The sequence below is a fragment of the Peptoniphilus stercorisuis genome, assembly GCF_017874395.1.
Lineage (GTDB): Bacteria > Bacillota > Clostridia > Tissierellales > Peptoniphilaceae > Anaerosphaera > Anaerosphaera stercorisuis.
On sequence record NZ_JAGGLJ010000001.1, the window covers coordinates 149,007 to 166,731 of the forward strand.

The following is a 17,725-nucleotide window of genomic DNA, read 5'->3' on the forward strand; positions in this document are numbered from 1 at the left end:
TTAATATATATAAAAGATTAAAAAACAAAACCTATATATAAAATCACTTTAATATGATAATGATTTCATAACTTTATTATGGATTACTTATATTAACTATGAATAAATAAAAATAAATCTTATAAATGGGATAATTTTTATAAAATGAAAAAAAGGAAAGAGTTTGCAAATAAAAAGAATTGTTAAAAATGAAAAAATATAATATAATACAATTTACCCCAAGATATTTATTTAAAACAAGAAAAAACACTTAAAAATATATAAGTAATTAAAAAAATGTATTTTTAATAAATTATATTTCACTAAAAGACAGAGGTTCTACCTCTAAGATGTTTTTTGATTAAAATTAAAAATTTCATAAAAACGTTGACAAAATAAAAAACGGAGCATATAATCATAGCTGTTAATAGTTGTGAATATTTTTGTACGAATATTGTTTTGACATTTTAGGAATCATGGGCATCTAGGAAAACGTTAAGCTAAGATTGAGTTTAATAGGAGGGATTAATAATGAATGGAAAGGACAGAAAAGCCAATCCAGTAGCACTGATACCATTTATAGTATTTATCGTTTCATATTTAGGGATTGGAATAACGCTTATAGCAAATGGAGATCCAATGGGATTTTATGGATTTAAATCCCCAATAGCAGTTTTATTAGGAATTATAGTAGCATTTTTAATTTTAAAAGGAAACATTGAAGACAAATTTGACGTATTTGTTAAGGGTTGTGGTAATGAAAACATAATTATCATGTGTATCATTTACTTATTAGCTGGATCATTTTCAGCAGTATCATCTGCAATGGGTGGTGTTGATGCGACAGTTAACTTAGGATTATCAATAATCCCACCAAACTTAATAGCAGTTGGTATTTTCGTTATCGCATGTTTCATTTCAATTTCAACAGGAACAAGTGTTGGTACTATAGTAGCAATAGGACCAATAGCAGTTGGATTTGCTGAAAAGACAAATATCCCAATTGCATTTATCATAGCTACATTAATTGGTGGAGCAATGTTTGGAGATAACTTATCAGTTATTTCAGATACAACAATTGCTGCAACAAGAACTCAAGGTGTTGAAATGAAAGATAAGTTCAGAACAAACCTTGGTATGGCTATTCCAGCTATGCTTATTACAGTAGTTCTTCTTCTTATCTTTGGAAGACCTGAAGTTGTACCAGTTATTGAAAACTTAGAATACAATATTATAAAAGTTGTACCATATGTATTTGTACTTGTAACTGCAGTAGCAGGAGTTAACGTATTTGTTGTACTTACTCTTGGAACAGTTTTATCAAGTGTTATAGGACTTTACTATGGAACATTTGGACTTTTAGAATGTAGTAATATTATTTATGACGGATTCTTAGGAATGTTTGAAATATTTTTACTATCAATGTTAATAGGTGGACTTGCTGCTATGGTTCAAGAAGCAGGTGGACTTGATTGGTTACTTAATAAAATCAAAGGATTTGTTAAGGGAAGAAAATCAGCAGAAGTTGGTATTGCACTTATTACTTCAATAGCAGATGCTGCTACAGCAAATAATACAGTAGCAATAATAATAGCAGCACCAATTGCAAGAAATATATCAGAAGAATTCCAAGTAGACCCAAGAAGATCAGCATCACTACTTGACTCATTTGGATCAATAATGCAAGGATTTATACCTTATGGAGCACAACTTTTAATGGCTGTTCAATTTACAAATGGAGAATGTTCACCATTTGATATCATGCCATTTTTATGGTATCAATTTGCACTAACAATAATAGTTATTGCATCAATATTCTTCCCATTTGCAGATGGTTATATTAAGAAGAACCCATGGGATTTTGAAAAATGGCAACCAATGTCTGAAACAAAAAAACAAGCAGCAGAAAATAAAGCTTAATTAAAGAAGCTTTGTGAATATATGTCTACTCTATGGACGAAAAACTATGGGGTAGACAAAATTAAAAGTTATTACTTAAAAGTTAAAAGTTAAAAGTTAATTAAAATTAGGAGGAATTTACAATGGAAAACACTAAAGATTTAGGATTTGCAACAAGACAAATACATGCAGGATATGAAGACAATAAATACGGAGCACTAGCTACTCCAATTTATCAAAGTTCAACTTTCGTATTTGACAGTGCAGAACAAGGTGGAAGAAGATTTGCAGGAGAAGAAGAAGGATATGTTTATTCAAGAATTTCAAACCCTACAAATAGAGTAATTGAAAAGAAACTTGCAGACCTTGAAGGAGCAGATGACGCAATATCTACAGCATCAGGAATTGGAGCAATAACTTCAACTTTATGGACTCTTCTAAAAGCAGGAGATCATGTAGTAGCATCAAAAACTCTTTATGGATGTACATTTGCATTCTTAAGCCACGGAATCCAAAAATATGGTGTTGAAGTAACATTTGTAGACCCAAGAGATCCACAAAACTTCAAAGACGCTATGAAAGAAAACACAAAAGTTGTTTATCTTGAAACTCCAGCAAACCCAAATATGTACATTTCAGATATTGAAGCAATATCAGAAATTGCTCATGCAAATGAAGGATGTAAATTAGTAGTAGACTGTACTTATTCAACTCCATATGTACAAAGAGCTATTCCACTAGGAGCAGATATTGTAGTTCACTCAGCTTCAAAATACCTAAATGGACATGGAGATGTTATTGCAGGATTTGCAGTAGGTAGCCAAGAACTTATTAATGAAATAAGAGGAGTAGGCTTAAAAGACATGACTGGTGCAGTTATGGGACCTTTCGAAGCATTCTTAGTAGGAAGAGGAATGAGAACTCTAGATATCAGAATGGAAAAACACTGTGCAAACGCAATGAAAGTTGCTGAATTCCTAGAAGGACATCCAGCAGTAGAAGCAGTATTCTACCCAGGACTAAAATCATTCCCACAATATGAACTAGCTAAAAAACAAATGATGCTTCCAGGAGCTATGATTTCATTTGAACTTAAAGATGGAAGAGAAGCAGGAATCAAACTTCTTAATGGATGTCACCTATGTAAAGTTGCAGTATCACTAGGAGATACAGAAACACTTATTCAACATCCAGCAAGTATGACTCACTCACCATATACAGTAGAAGAAAGAGCAGCTTCAGGAATTGCTGAAGGACTAATTCGTCTATCAATTGGTCTTGAAGATGCTGATGATATCATTGCTGATTTAAAACAATCACTTGATCAATTAGTATAATTTATGATATTTAAAAAAGGAGACTTAATAGTCTCCTTTTTTTAATGAATATATTGCCTCTTCTTTTGTATATAAAAAGAAGGCTAAATTTTTTTTATTAATACTATAAATATAATCTAATAATTCTTCATTTTCATAGATAGAAAAATCTCCAATAATTGCAATTTTTATATTATTTCTATTTAGATATTTAAAAAGTCTATTAAATAAATTATTAGATATTTTAAAAAAGTTCTTAGAAAAAATTTCTTTATTTACAATTATATTATTAGAATTATTGTTAAAAGCTATTTTGTCAAAAAACTTAATTGCACTTTTATAATTATAAATATATTCACTATTAGAATATATATTTACAATTACTTTATTGTCTATATTTATTATTTCTTTTTCCAAAAAATCACCTATTATTAGAATGTAAAAATCTAATTATATTTTCTACATTTGAGTTATTTTTTACATGAAATCTTTTTATTTCATAGCTATCTAAATTATCAAGACTACTTGCTCTTTTATTTGCACCAACAAAGCCAATTGAGATTCCAGAATCTTTAACAGCTTGAAGGGCAATATCATTAGTCATAGCACCAGGATAGGCAAGAGCTACTGGGAACTTTGAAGAGTGTTCATAGATTAGATTATTATTCCAAATTAAATCATTTTTAATTTTTTCATAGTAGTGCTCATCACTTTCATCTTTAAGTTTTGCACTTAGCCAAGTTTTTCCCTTATTTTCTCCATCTTCAAAAAGATCATGAAGATTATAAGAATGTGACTGTATATCTATTACATTTGAATCTGCCATTTCCTGAATTTCATCCCAATTTAAATAATTTCCCTTAGATCCAACATAAGAACCTATTATAAATATAGTTCCTTTTGCATTGTATTTTTCAAGAATTGGATAGGCATTTTTATAATTGTCCTTATATCCATCATCAAAGGTAATTAATACTGGATTTTTTGGAAGTTTTTCTTTATTTTCTATAATATTAAGTAGAGAATAAGTATCTAAAAATGTGAAGTTTTCTTCAGATAGTCCCTTTACCATTTTTTCAAAATCTTTAGTTTCAACTATATATTCGTTATTTTCAGGGTTTTCATCTTGTATACTATGGTAAGTTATAACAGGAATAGTATTAGCACCAACTGTTCTTATGAAAAACCAAAAGTATAAAAAACCACATAAAATCAATGCAAGTACAAAGATAGTAGTATATATTTTTTTATGTTTCATTAAATCCTCCCTTTACTTATAAGTTAAATTTTACCACAGAGGTATATATTTTAAAATGATTATTGATAAATAGCTAATTCTATAATAAAATTAGTTTTTAAGGAGACTGATATGGCAAAGAATAAAATAATAGAAGGTATTGTAAAGGATGTTGAATTTCCAAACAAATGTAAATTAATTGATGGAGATTATGAATATGATTTTAAAGGTGGAATCCTTGGTCAAAAAGTTGCAATAAAAAGAACTAGAGGAAAAAAAGCAAAACTTGTAGAAGTATTAGAAAAATCTGATTTAGAAGAAGATTCTTACTGTGAACATTCTAATAGATGTGGTGGATGTACTTATCAAACTTTTAGCTATGATAAGGAAATAGAGTATAAAGAAAGTTTAATCAAAAAACTACTTGATGAAAATGAAATTTATTTTGAGGATTATAAATTTTTAAAAAGTCCAACATATGAAGCTTATAGAAATAAAATGGAATATACTTTTGGAGATGAGTTTAAAGATGGTCCTTTAGCTTTAGGACTTCATAGAAAAAATCATTTCCATGATATTGTAAATACTCCAAATTGTAATATTGTAAATGAAGATTTTAATATTATAAGAGAATTTACAAGAGAGTTTTTTGATGAAAAGCTTGAGAAATATAATAGAATGAGACATACTGGAACATTGAGACATCTAGTTATTAGAAGATCTTCAATAGGAGAAATTTTAGTAAATTTAGTAACTACATCAAGTGATTTTAATTTTAATAGATATTATGAAGATTTATTAAAGTTAGATTTAAGCGGAAAAATAGTTGGAATATTACACACTTTTAACAATTCAGTATCTGATGCTATTATTCCTGAAAGAGTAGAAACTGTATATGGAAGAGATTATATATATGAAGAGATTTTAGGGCTTAAATTTAAAGTATCAGCTTTTTCATTTTTCCAAACAAATACAGATTCTGCAAGAGTTCTATATTCTCTAGCAAAAGATATGATTAGTGATTTAGATAATAAGGTATTACTTGATTTGTATTCAGGAACAGGAACTATTACTCAAATTTTTGGACAAAGTGCAAAAAAAGCTTTGGGAATTGAAATAGTAGAAGATGCTGTTTTATCAGCAAGAGAAAATGCAAAGTTAAATAATTTAGATAATGTAGAATTTATTTGTGATGATGTTTTTAATGCTGTAAAGGATTTAAAATATAATCCAGATATAATTGTTCTTGATCCACCAAGAGAGGGAATAAATCCAAGGGCTATAAAAAATATTATAAATTTTGATCCAGAGGAATTTTTATATATTTCTTGTAATCCTGTAACTTTTGTAAGGGATATTGAGGAATTTTTAAATAGGGGATATATTATAGAAAATTTAAAGACACTTGATCAATTTCCAAGAACAAGTCATTGTGAAATGATATGTCATTTAATAAAAAAATAAAGATCTAAGAGATTTTTCTCTTAGGTTTTTTTATTGTTTTTTAAAAATAATAAAAAGCTTTTCATCTTTGAAATTAAGGGAATTAATCCTTTTAATATGTTATAATAAATTGATGAAAATAAAATGATTTTTTAAATTTTAATTCTAATAAATTAAAAGTATTTTAGGAGGATTATATGATATATACAATGAATTATTTATCACCACTAGGTAATATAAAGTTTGCATCTGATGGAGATAGCTTAATTGGACTTTGGTTTGAAGGGCAAAAATATCATGGAGATACTATATTTAAAGAAATGGAATTAAAAGAAGATTTAGAAATATTTAAAAAATCTAAAAAATGGATAGATAGTTATTTTAATAAGGAAAATCCAAGTATTGATGATATACCTCTAGGACCTATTGGAGGAGAATTTAGAAAAGATGTTTGGAAGATATTATGTGAAATTCCCTATGGTGAAACTATAAGCTATGGAGAAATTGCAAAAAAAATTGCAAAAAAAAGAAATTTAAAGTCCATGTCAGCACAAGCTGTAGGTGGAGCAGTAGGTCATAATCCAGTTTCTATTATAATACCATGTCATAGGGTTGTTGGATCAAATGGAAGCTTAACAGGCTATGCAAGTGGAGTAGAAAAGAAGATTTGGCTTCTAGAGCATGAGGGATTAGATTTAAATAAATTTAAAAAATAAATTATATTTTGGAGGTATTAATGAGTAAGGAAAAAGTTCAGTATTTAGAAAGTATTAGCTTAGATGAAATAAATAGAGATAAGTGCTATTTTAATCCAGGATGTGCATTAACTCTTCACAATAAAGAAGCAGTAGATAAGATGCTTTTAATTTTAAATAAATATTTTGGACCAGTAAAACTTCATAGTATCTGTTGTCATAATGATCCAGGTCTTCCTAAGGGATCTACAATTATTAATAATTGTGCTGGATGTGATAGAAGATTTAGATCTCTATATGAAGGTATTAATACTATTTCATTATGGGAAGTATTAGATCAAATAGAGGATTTAGAACTTCCACAATATGAAGATTTAACTGTTTCTGTACATGATTCTTGTTCTTATAGATTAAAACCTCAAGTCCACAGTTCTTTGAGAAGTCTTCTTAGAAAGATGAATATTTCAATTGAAGAATCTGAATTTAGTGGTACAAATTCAATATGTTGTGGTGACAATTTATTTGGAAAATTTCCATTAGAACAAGTTCGTGAATTTCAAAAAAGAAGAGCAGATCAAATGCCCTGTGATGATGTAGTTGTATATTGTGTATCTTGTATAAAGTCTATGACTTATGGTGGAAAAAAACCAAGATATATGATGGATTTAGTTTTAAATGAGAAAACTTATGCTAAGGAAATGGATTTAGAAAAATATCATAATGAGATAATGGAATATATTAAAAATCATTAATAAATTAGAAAAAAAGAAACTGAAAAGGGTTTCTTTTTTTATGTTTAAATCTAGTGATAAATTAAATAATTTTAAATGCTTAAAAGCTATTTACTTTGTAGAATAATTAGTTATAATATGTCTTGGTATTTAATTACTAAGAATATGGGAAAATGTTTTTGAAAAGTAATTGACAATGTAATAAATATTTAATATAGTATTGGTTCTATTATCATAATAGTAAGTTATTATAGGGACAAGATGAATTTTAATTAAATAATAAGACTTGCTATTTAGAAGGTAATGATGAATTTTAAATTAATAAAACCTTTTAAAAAATTTTCAAGTGTATTAGTAGATATTTTATTTCTGCTTATGCTCTTGTTTTTTTATTTAATAAATAATTTGTTTTTTATTAATACTATAAATACTTTTAAAAATTTTAAATAATTTATTGAGATTAAGACATAAGGGAAATAGGGAAGAAGATTGAGGATTGAAATTTAATTATTAATAATATTGATTTTTTACATAAATTCTACTCAGATATATCAATATTATTAATAATGTTATTAGGAGGTAGTTGTGAAACTAAATTTAGATAGAAGTGAATTTTTAAAAAGAGTAGTTAATATAATTTTAGGAGATGCACTTGCTGCTTTTGCTCTAGTATTTTTATTTAAGCCTAATCAAATGGTATCTGCAGGAGTAGATGGTCTTGCAGTTATGATTGAATATATAACAGGAGTTCCACTGGGACTATTAATATTGTTATTTAATATACCATTATTAATTTTATCAATTAAGTTTTTAGATTTAGAATTTTCAATTCTTACTATAATTTCAGTATTTGCACTGTCTATGTCTATTGCATTTTTTGAATTTATAAAGCCTGATGGATTTGTAGTTACTAATGAAATAGTACTTGCTTGTGTATATGGAGGAGTTATAAGGGGAATTGGATCTGGAATAGTATTTAATAATAAGTCCTGTGCAGGTGGGTTTGATATAGTAGCTGCAAGTATGAAAAAGTATTTTAATATAGCCCTTGGAAATATGCTTTTATTAATAAATGTATTTATCGTAGCTTTAAGTGCTATAGTTTATTCTCCAGATAAGGCAATGTATACTATGATCGCACTTACATTATCTTTTAAAATTTCAGATATTGTAGCTCAAAAAGTTGGAAAGCAAAAACAAGTATTTATAGTAAGTTCTCATAATAAACAAATTGCAAAATTAATTCAAGAAGAAACTACAAGAGGAGTTACATTTTTAGATGGAGAAGGTGCTTATGAAAATAAAAACCTACAAGTTATTTATCTAATATGTTCTTCAAGAGAACTTATTAAAGTTAAAAATATAGTTGAAAATGAAGACGAAAAAGCATTTATAGCTGTATCAGATACAGCAGAAATAAGTGGTAGAGGATTTAAAAAAATTGCCATTTAATGAGGAATTCTTGGCCTTTTATTCTTAAATAGTATATAATAGGTTTTAAATTGAGAAAATAATTTCTTAATTTAAATTATTGTTTATAAAACTTTGGAGGTCACTATTTAAAAAAATGAATGGTCAGTTCAATTTTGACAAAAAAGAAGTTGTAGGAAAGTTTCTAAGTATCATAATCGGAGATAGCTTAATAGCTGCTTCTATTGTGTTTTTCTTAAAGCCAAATCTCATGGTATCATCAGGAGTAAATGGTATTGCTATAATGATAGAATACTTATTTGGACTTCCTCTTGGACTTTTAATATTTTTATTAAATGTTCCACTGATGTTTTTATCTATTAAATTTTTAGATAAAGAATTTTCAATATTTACAGTTTTTTCAATATTTATATCCTCAGTTGCAGTTTCATTATTTGAAAGCTTAGCACCTAAGGGTTTTGCAGTTACAAATGAAATAATGCTTGCTGCAATATATGGAGGAATTGTAAAAGGTCTTGGAGTGGGAATATTATTTAAAAATAATGCAAGTTCTGGTGGATTTGATATTTTAGCAGCCATATTTAAGAAAAAATATAATATTGCAATAGGTGAAGTTCTTTTATTAGTAAATTTCTTTATAATTGGAGCTAGTGCTTTTATTTATACACCTGATAAGGCAATGTATACACTTATATCACTTGCACTATCCTTTAAAATTGGGGATGTAATTCAAACAAAAGTTGGAAGACAGAAGCAAGTATTTATAATAAGTGAAAAAAATGAAAAAATAGCACATTTAATTCAAGAAAAAGTAGCTAGGGGAATAACTTATTTAGACGGTGAAGGTGGATATGAAAATAAAGACGTTAAAGTTATTTATTTAATATGTACATCACGAGAACTAATACAAGTTAAAAAACTAGTTGAAAGAGAAGATAAAAAAGCCTTTATAGCTATTTCAGATACTGCTGAGATAAGTGGTAGAGGTTTTGAAAAAATAGCAATTTAAAATAACTGGATTATCCAGTTATTTTTTTGTGCAAAAAAAGGACAGATATCTGTCCTTTAATTTTAAAATTTTATAAATTGTGAAATAAATATTATTATTATTAAAACTGGTGCAATATATTTAATTGAAATTTTCATCCATTTTTGAACAAAAATATTTTCAATATTTGCAGCCTTAATACAATTATCAATACCCCATACATATCCTGTAAATATTGCTATTGCAAGAACTCCTATTATCAATATAAAATTATTTTGTAATTTGTCCATAAAGTTAAAGAAATTACTAGACCAAATAGAAATAATTGCAATTGGAATTATAAATACAGATGCAAGAGCAATAGCTTTTTCACGAGATAAATCATATTCTTCTATGAAAAGACCAACAATTGCTTCAAGTACTCCAACACTTGATGTAAAAGCTGCTATATAAAATCCAAAATAAAATAAAATACTTAAAAATCTTCCGCCACTTATTAAGTTAAAGGCATTTGGAAGAGTTAGAAATGTAAGTGCAACGCCCTCTTCTGGTTTTAGACCTGTTGCAAATACAATTGGAAGTATCATAAGACCTGCTGCTATTCCTGCAAATACAAGACTTGAGCAAACAAGACTTGATGATTTAAATATTTTTTCCTTTGGCTTTCTAATATAAGAACCAAAGACCATTGATCCAAGCATTGCAAGACCAAGGGCAAAAAATGCCTGTCCAAGACAAGTTATTAGGGAATTAAATGTAAATTTTGAAAAATCTGGTTTAAATAAAAATTTAAGTCCTTCACTTGATCCAGGAAGTTTTAATGCATTTATTATAATAACAAGCATAATTGCAAAAAGAGCTGGTAGAAGAATTTTAGAAATTCTCTCAATACCCTTTTGAATTCCACCTAAAATTACAAAGATATTTAAAGCATAATTAACTAAAAAATAAATAAGTACAAGTTTTTTATTAGAACTAAAAGCTTCAAAGAAGTCTATAACTCCCTTAGTATCAAGTCCTACAAAATCCCCTGAAATACTTGAAATTACATATTTTAAAATCCAAGCATAAATTGATGCAGTATAACCTAATATAACAATAGCTGCAGCAAGATGTAAATAACCTGCTAAGTACCATTTTGAATTTGGAGAAAGAGTTTTATAGGCATTTATTGCCGTTTTTTGCGTTGTAAAACCTATTGTAACTTCAGCTGTCATTAATGGAATACCTATAACTAAAATAATTGCTACATACATTAATATAAAAAGTGCTCCACCATTTTGGCCAACTACATAGGGAAAACGCCACAAACTTCCAATACCAAGGGCAAGCCCTATTGCTACAAGGATAAATCCTAGGATTGAACTAAATCCTTCATTTTTTTGTGACATATTAGCCTCCATAAATTAAATTTAAATGTAGAAATATTATATCAGTAAAAAGACTTTAAATGTTGAAGTATTAGGCTTTTTATGAAATAATGTAAAAAAATTTTATAAACTTTAATATTTTTTGTAATGTTTTGTCTTTTCAAACGTATTAACTATTGCAAGACAAATAGCGCTATTAGAAAAGAGGTGTCTTTGATTTGGAAAATTTAAAAAACAATATTGTAAATTTAGATAATGAATTTTCTAAAGAGAAACTTTTTGATGAAATATATGATGAATTCTTTGAAAGAGTATATAAATTTAGTTCTTATCGAGTAAATAATAAAGAAGATGCTCATGATATTACATCAAATATTTTCATAAAGATATATAAGAATATAGATACTTATAATGAAGAGAAATCTCATCTTGCAGTTTGGATATTTACTATTGCTAGAAATACTATTTATGATTATTACAGAAAGAAAAATAAATTTAAAATGATTTCTATAGATAAATTTAAAGATTTCTTCTCTAGTGAAAAATATGTTGAAGATAATATAGAAAAACTTGAAGAGTATGATTATTTAAGATTAAAGGTTCAGGAATTAGAAGAAAAAGAAAAGATGCTTATTTCTTACAAATATGGAGCAGAGCTTACTAATATTGAAATAGCTTCTTTAATGGATATTTCTGTATCAAATGTAGGTGTAATAAATCACAGAGCAGTAAAGAAATTAAGAAGTGAAATGGAGGCTTACTATGAAAAATAAAAAAGAGATTTCCTCTAATGAAAAAGATTTAGATATTACTGAAAAATTAAATAATCTTTATATGTCAGATGAAAATGATAAAGAAGATATAAAAAAAGAGGTTTATAATAATATGAAAAATAAAAAGAAGAATAATGGAGTTAAAGTTGCAGCTATTGCAGGAGTTTTATTAGTATCAGTATCAGCAAATACCTTTGCTGGAGAATTTTTTACTAAGGTAAAAGAAATAGTAATTCCATCAGAAAGAATTTCTGTAGTTGAAGAAAAACAAAATATTGATCCATCAGAAATGGTAGAAAAAATCCCAGAAGATGCAATAGGACAAGTTTTTGATAAAGATGGAAATATTCTAAAAGAAATAAAATATGGTGAGAAAACTTATAATAAAAAAGGTGAATTAATTACAGGATCTGCCTTAGATGGACAAAGTGGAAAGACAACTTATTATTCTGACAATGACAGTGATGCAATGGTAGAAAAGTATAATAATTTAGATAAATATTTAAATACATTAGCTTTTAAACCTTTACTTTTAAATAGTAAATATACTTTTGTAGAGGCAGAAGGATTTAAAAATGATGAAAATATTAAATCAGAATATGCTACATTTATTTATGAAAATAATAAAAATGAAAAAATAGTTTTATCTGAAAGAATATCAACTCCAGAAAATGCCTATGAAACAGGTGGAGAAAATATAAAAGAAATAAATATTAATGGAATAGATATTATTTATTCAAAGGGATCAATAGATTTTGAATCTAATGGACTTTTAGTAAGTATTATGAAAAAAGGTGCAAGTGAAAAGGAATTAATTGAAATATATAATAATTTAGAACTTAATAAATAAGATAAATAGAGAAGTAGAGATACTTCTCTTTTGTTAATCAAAACTGCTTTACTTGATTAATAAGCTGAAACAAGGGTATATTTTTTATATAAGAAGGAGGGATTGCTAATGAAAATATTAGTTCCAATTGATGGTTCAAAAAGTTCTAAAAAGTCAGTTGTACTTGCTCGTGAAATAGGTGAAAAGTTTGAAGCTGAACTTATGATACTAACAGTTATTCCAGAGACAACTGTTTTTGAGCAATATCCTACGAATTTCCCATATACATTAGAGATGGATAAGGCTAATGTTGATAGGGCAGAGTATGTTTTATCAGATGTAGAAAGAGAACTTATTAAGTATCCTTATGAAATTCAAACTTACTACACAAGTGGAAATCCAGCTCATCAAATTGTAAAATTTGCAGAAGATCATAATGCAGATTTAATTATTATGGGTAACCGTGGACTTGGTGCTTTCTCAAGAACTTTTCTTGGATCAGTATCTAATAAAGTTATAAACCAATCAAAAGTTTCCGTTTTAGTAGTTAAAGATGGAGCTAAAGAAGAATAGTCATAATAAATATTATTAATTAACTCTATACTTAATGGTAAAATTTCATTGTTATAGTGAGGAAGAGCCCTAAGGCTCTTTCTTGCATTTAGAATACTTGAAAAAACCTTCATATTATAATATAATTTTATAAAGATTAAACAAGTCGGAAGGTTACTATATCTATAAGTTAGAGAAAGTAATAATATTATTTTTTTAACTTAATACACTTACGATTTTCATATATACATTTTGTGAAAAAACAGGCACTAAAGTGTAAACAGCAGTTCCTTCGTTGTTATTGGCGGAGGATATTTTAATTTGGAGGGAAATATGTCTAAAAAATATTATCTAACTACACCTATTTATTATCCAAGTGACAATTTGCATATAGGTCACACATATTGTACCGTTGCAGCAGATTGCATTAAAAGATACAAAGAGCTACAAGGATATGATGTATTTTTTACAACTGGATCAGATGAACATGGTCAAAAAATTGAAGAAAAAGCAAATGAATTAGGAGTTTCTCCTAAGGAATATGTAGATAAAATTGTAGATTCAATAAAAGCATTATGGAAAGAACTTGATATTGATTATGATGCATTTATTCGTTCTACAGATCCACAACATGAGAAAAATGTTCAAGAATTATTCCAAAAACTATATGATAAGGGAGAAATTTACAAAGATGAGTATGAAGGATATTACTGTACTCCTTGTGAATCTTTTTGGACTGAAGCTCAATTACTAGAAGGACATAATTGTCCAGATTGTGGCAGAGAAACACATTTACAAAAGGAAGAATCTTATTTCTTTAAACTTTCAAAATATGGAGATAAACTTCTTAAATATTATGAAGATCATCCAGAGTTTATTGAGCCAGATTCAAGAAAACACGAAATGGTTAATAACTTCTTAAAAGAAGGATTAGATGATTTATCTGTAACTCGTTCATCATTTGACTGGGGAGTTAAAGTTCCCTTTGATGATAAACATGTGGTATATGTTTGGATAGATGCATTATCTTGCTATTTAACAGCAATTGGATATGGAACTGATGAAGAGCAGTTTAATAAATACTGGCCAGCAGATGTTCATTTAGTTGGTAAGGAAATTATAAGATTCCATACAATTATTTGGCCTGCACTTTTAATGGCACTTGATCTACCTCTTCCTGAAAAAATATTTGGTCATGGATGGATATTATTTGATAATGACAAAATGTCTAAATCAAAGGGAAATGTAGTATATCCAGAACCAATTATTAAATTATATGGAGTAGATGCATTAAAATATTTCTTACTTCGTGAGTTCTCTTTTGGATCAGATGGTTCATTTAATAAAGAGAAATTTATGAATAGATTAAATTCAGATCTTGCAAATGACCTTGGAAACTTAGTATCTAGATCTATTGCAATGATTGAAAAATACAATGATGGATATGTGCCAGAAGCTACTGAAAAAACAGAATTTGATGAAGATTTAATAAATGTTGCTGTATCAACTGCACAAAAAGTAGATATTGCAATGGAACACTTCCAATTTTCTGTTGCACTTGAAGAAATTTGGAAATTTGTAAGAAGATGTAATAAATATATAGATGAAACAACACCTTGGATTTTAGCTAAAGATGAAGCAAATAAAGCTAAACTTGATACTGTATTATATAATCTTGCAGAATCACTTAGAATTATTTCAATTTTAGTAAATCCATTTATAGTAAAAACTTCTAAAGTTATTAGAAAATCTATTAGAGTTAAAGGTGAAATAAACTGGGAAGATGCAAGTAAATGGGGACTTTTAGAAGCAGGAACAAAAGTTAAACTTAAAAATGTATTATTCCCAAGACTTAAAGTAGATGAAGAAATAGAAAAACTAAATGCAGAAACTGAAGAACTTGTTAAAAAGAGAAATGCTGAAAAAGCTAAATGGGCTAAAAAACCAATAGTAGTAGAAGAAGAGAAAAAAGAAGAAACAAGTGGAAAAGAAGAAATTACAATTGATGATTTTGACAAACTTGAAATTAAAGTTGCACTTGTAGAATCAGTGGAAGACCATCCTAAAGCAGATAGATTATATTTATTAAACTTAAAATTAGGTGATGAAAAAAGAACTATAGTATCAAATATTAAAGATGTTTATACTAAAGAAGAATTAACTGGAAGAAAAATCCTAGTTCTTACTAATTTAAAACCTGCGAAATTTAGGGGAATTGAATCTAAGGGAATGCTTCTTGGAGCAGAAGATAAAGATGGAAACTTCTCTCTAGCAACAGTATATGAAGACTTACCAGATGGTTCTGTAATATCATAGGAGTGATATAGTGATAGATTCTCATGCTCATTTAGATGATAAGAGATTTAATTATGATAGAGATATTTTAATAAAAAACTTAAAGGATAATGGAATAGATTTTGTCTACAATATTGGGGCAGATCTTGCATCTTCTAAAAAATCTGTAGAGCTTGCTAGAAAGTATGAAAATATTCATGCCGTTATAGGTGTGCATCCTCATGATGCTGATACTTATAATGATAAAGTAGAAAAAGAGTTAATTGAGCTTTCAAAGGATGAAAATGTAAGGGCAATTGGTGAAATAGGTCTTGATTTTTATTATGACAATTCACCAAGAGATATTCAAAAAGAAGCCTTTATTAAACAAATAGAACTTGCAAATAAGCTTAATTTACCAATAGTAATACACTCAAGAGATGCAGCAATGGAAACTTTTGAAATAGTAAAAGAGACAAAAGAAAAATATCCTAATATGGATATTTTAATTCACTGCTTTTCTCAAAGTGTAGAATTAATGAAAGAATATACAAAACTAGGTTGTTATATAGCTCTTGGTGGAGTGGTTACTTTTAAAAATTCAAAGGTACCGAAGGAAGTTGCAAGACTTGTTCCAATAGACAAACTACTTTTAGAAACAGATGCTCCTTATCTTACTGCAGTTCCAATGAGAGGTAAGAGAAATGAGCCTATGTTTATGAAATATACTGCAGTGGAAATTGCAAGATTAAGAAATATGTCTGTTGAAGAACTTGTTAAAATAACAGATGAAAATACCAAGAGGTTTTATAATGATTAAAGAAGTAATAGTTGTTGAAGGAAAAGATGATATATCAGCAGTAAAAGCAGCAGTAGATGCAGAAATTATATCAACTCATGGCTTTGGATATGGTAAAAAACTTATATCTTTACTTCAAGATATAGAAAAAAGACGTGGGATTATAATTTTTACAGATCCAGATTATATGGGAAATAAAATAAGAAAAGATTTGGCTAAAAATTTAGAAAATCCAAAACATGCATTTTTACCACAAGGCAAGGCAATGAAAAAAGACAATATAGGTGTTGAAAATGCAAGTGCTGAAGATATAATAGAAGCTCTTAAGGGAGCAAGACCAAATTATGAAGAAAAGATTGAAAGATTTACTCAAAAAGATCTTAGATTAAATGGTCTAGTAAATTCAGATGGCGCAAATGAAAAAAGAAATAAAGTATCAGATATATTAAAAATTGGACATGGAAATGGAAAACAGTTTTTAAATAAACTTAATAGTTTTAATATATCCATAGAAGAATTTGAAAATGCAGTGAAAGCGGTGGAAGATGGAAAGATTATTTAAACCTAGTAGAGTAAGCGAAATATTAAGAAAATATGGATTTAGATTTTCAAAAGCTCTAGGACAAAATTTTCTAATAGATGGAAATATTGTATCAAAAATAGTAGATGCTGCTGAAATAACAAAGGATGATTATGTCTTAGAAATAGGACCTGGAATAGGAACTTTAACTGAGGAACTTTCACTAAGAGCAAAAAAAGTGCTATCAATTGAAATTGATAATAGACTTAAACCTCTACTTCAAGAAACTATAATAGATAATTATGATAATGTAGTGATTCATTTTGAAGATGTATTAAAATCTGATTTAAAAAGCTTAATAAAGGAAAATTTTGGCGACAATAAATTTAAAGTAGTTGCAAATTTACCTTATTATGTTACAACACCGATTATTACAAGACTTATAGAAGATGATTTAAATTTAGAATCTATTACTGTTATGATTCAAAAAGAAGTTGCAAATAGATTTGCAGCAAAGCCTTCAACAAAAGCCTATGGCTCACTATCTGTATTTATACAATTTTATTCAGATGTAGTCTATGACTTTACAGTACCAAGTACTGTATTTATGCCAAAGCCAAATGTAGATTCAGCAGTAGTAACATTAAAAATTAAAGATGAATTACCAGATATAAATAGAGAAAAGTTTTTCAAAGTAGTAAGAGCAGGATTTTCTAAAAGAAGAAAAACTATAATAAATGCTCTTTCAACTTATGGATTTGATACTACAAAAGATGAAATAAAAGAGGCATTATTAGTATCTAATATAGATGAGAAAAGACGTGCTGAGACTTTAACCTCAGAGGAATTTATAGTTTTATCAATTAATTTTCCTGAAATATAGGAGGTA

At 27.7% G+C, this 17,725-nt stretch carries 17 protein-coding genes; 14 read left to right on the forward strand and 3 right to left on the reverse strand.

Translation table 11 applies throughout. The features are described 5' to 3' along the window. Nucleotides 1-510: 510 nt before the first annotated feature. Together J2Z71_RS00730 and megL are read left to right on the forward strand one after the other, a co-directional pair. Nucleotides 511-1,899, forward strand: a complete 1,389-nt coding sequence (locus tag J2Z71_RS00730) for a Na+/H+ antiporter NhaC family protein (protein WP_210059933.1) — start codon at nt 511-513, stop codon at nt 1,897-1,899. 122 nt (nt 1,900-2,021) lie between these two features. Beyond that, a complete protein-coding gene (gene megL / locus J2Z71_RS00735; protein ID WP_210059934.1) occupies nt 2,022-3,215 on the forward strand; it encodes a methionine gamma-lyase in 1,194 nt (397 codons plus the stop codon). Between the two features lie 24 nt (nt 3,216-3,239). Here megL and J2Z71_RS00740 read toward each other — a convergent pair whose 3' ends face one another. Then, nucleotides 3,240-3,611 (reverse strand): DUF4180 domain-containing protein, encoded by a 372-nt coding sequence (locus tag J2Z71_RS00740; protein WP_210059935.1) that lies wholly within the window; start codon nt 3,609-3,611, stop codon nt 3,240-3,242. Nucleotides 3,612-3,615: 4 nt separating this feature from the next. Beyond that, a complete protein-coding gene (locus J2Z71_RS00745) occupies nt 3,616-4,452 on the reverse strand; it encodes a polysaccharide deacetylase family protein (protein WP_210059936.1) in 837 nt (278 codons plus the stop codon). 111 nt (nt 4,453-4,563) lie between these two features. Between J2Z71_RS00745 and rlmD the strand changes: the two genes are divergently transcribed. From rlmD to J2Z71_RS00770, 5 genes are all read left to right on the forward strand, one after another. After that, the gene (rlmD, locus tag J2Z71_RS00750) at nt 4,564-5,895 is read left to right on the forward strand and encodes a 23S rRNA (uracil(1939)-C(5))-methyltransferase RlmD (protein ID WP_210059937.1); all 1,332 of its coding nucleotides are present in this window, start codon (nt 4,564-4,566) and stop codon (nt 5,893-5,895) included. A 176-nt stretch (nt 5,896-6,071) separates the two neighbouring features. Next, entirely contained in the window at nt 6,072-6,590 is a 519-nt protein-coding gene (locus J2Z71_RS00755) for a methylated-DNA--[protein]-cysteine S-methyltransferase (RefSeq protein WP_210059938.1), read from the forward strand. 20 nt (nt 6,591-6,610) lie between these two features. After that, the gene (locus J2Z71_RS00760) at nt 6,611-7,321 is read left to right on the forward strand and encodes a heterodisulfide reductase-related iron-sulfur binding cluster (protein WP_210059939.1); all 711 of its coding nucleotides are present in this window, start codon (nt 6,611-6,613) and stop codon (nt 7,319-7,321) included. 564 nt (nt 7,322-7,885) lie between these two features. Next, complete coding sequence (locus J2Z71_RS00765; RefSeq protein WP_210059940.1) at nt 7,886-8,752, forward strand: YitT family protein; 867 nt, start codon at nt 7,886-7,888, stop codon at nt 8,750-8,752. A 115-nt stretch (nt 8,753-8,867) separates the two neighbouring features. Further along, on the forward strand, nt 8,868-9,740 hold the full coding sequence (locus J2Z71_RS00770) for a YitT family protein (protein WP_210059941.1): 873 nt from the start codon (nt 8,868-8,870) through the stop codon (nt 9,738-9,740). Nucleotides 9,741-9,802: 62 nt separating this feature from the next. On the opposite strand, the gene J2Z71_RS00775 is transcribed toward J2Z71_RS00770, so the two are convergent. Continuing rightward, nucleotides 9,803-11,110, reverse strand: a complete 1,308-nt coding sequence (locus J2Z71_RS00775; protein ID WP_210059942.1) for a sodium-dependent transporter — start codon at nt 11,108-11,110, stop codon at nt 9,803-9,805. A 197-nt stretch (nt 11,111-11,307) separates the two neighbouring features. On the opposite strand from J2Z71_RS00775, the gene J2Z71_RS00780 reads away from it, so the two are divergent. From J2Z71_RS00780 to rsmA, 7 genes are all read left to right on the forward strand, one after another. Beyond that, nucleotides 11,308-11,862 (forward strand): RNA polymerase sigma factor, encoded by a 555-nt coding sequence (locus J2Z71_RS00780; RefSeq protein WP_210059943.1) that lies wholly within the window; start codon nt 11,308-11,310, stop codon nt 11,860-11,862. Next, nucleotides 11,852-12,712 carry a hypothetical protein gene (locus J2Z71_RS00785; protein ID WP_210059944.1) on the forward strand — a complete coding sequence of 287 codons (861 nt, stop codon included), beginning with the start codon at nt 11,852-11,854 and terminating at the stop codon, nt 12,710-12,712. The genes J2Z71_RS00780 and J2Z71_RS00785 overlap by 11 nt, the downstream gene beginning before the upstream one ends. A 108-nt stretch (nt 12,713-12,820) precedes the next feature. Further along, complete coding sequence (locus J2Z71_RS00790; RefSeq protein WP_210059945.1) at nt 12,821-13,264, forward strand: universal stress protein; 444 nt, start codon at nt 12,821-12,823, stop codon at nt 13,262-13,264. Nucleotides 13,265-13,576: 312 nt separating this feature from the next. Then, complete coding sequence (gene metG / locus J2Z71_RS00795; RefSeq protein WP_210059946.1) at nt 13,577-15,559, forward strand: methionine--tRNA ligase; 1,983 nt, start codon at nt 13,577-13,579, stop codon at nt 15,557-15,559. Nucleotides 15,560-15,569: 10 nt separating this feature from the next. Further along, nucleotides 15,570-16,337, forward strand: a complete 768-nt coding sequence (locus J2Z71_RS00800) for a TatD family hydrolase (RefSeq protein WP_210059947.1) — start codon at nt 15,570-15,572, stop codon at nt 16,335-16,337. Further along, nucleotides 16,330-16,878, forward strand: coding sequence for a ribonuclease M5 (rnmV, locus tag J2Z71_RS00805; RefSeq protein ID WP_210059948.1), 549 nt, complete (start codon nt 16,330-16,332; stop codon nt 16,876-16,878). Before J2Z71_RS00800 ends, rnmV begins: the two co-directional genes overlap by 8 nt. Continuing rightward, nucleotides 16,862-17,719 carry a 16S rRNA (adenine(1518)-N(6)/adenine(1519)-N(6))-dimethyltransferase RsmA gene (gene rsmA / locus J2Z71_RS00810; protein ID WP_210059949.1) on the forward strand — a complete coding sequence of 286 codons (858 nt, stop codon included), beginning with the start codon at nt 16,862-16,864 and terminating at the stop codon, nt 17,717-17,719. The genes rnmV and rsmA overlap by 17 nt, the downstream gene beginning before the upstream one ends. The last annotated feature ends 6 nt before the right edge of the window (nt 17,720-17,725 follow it).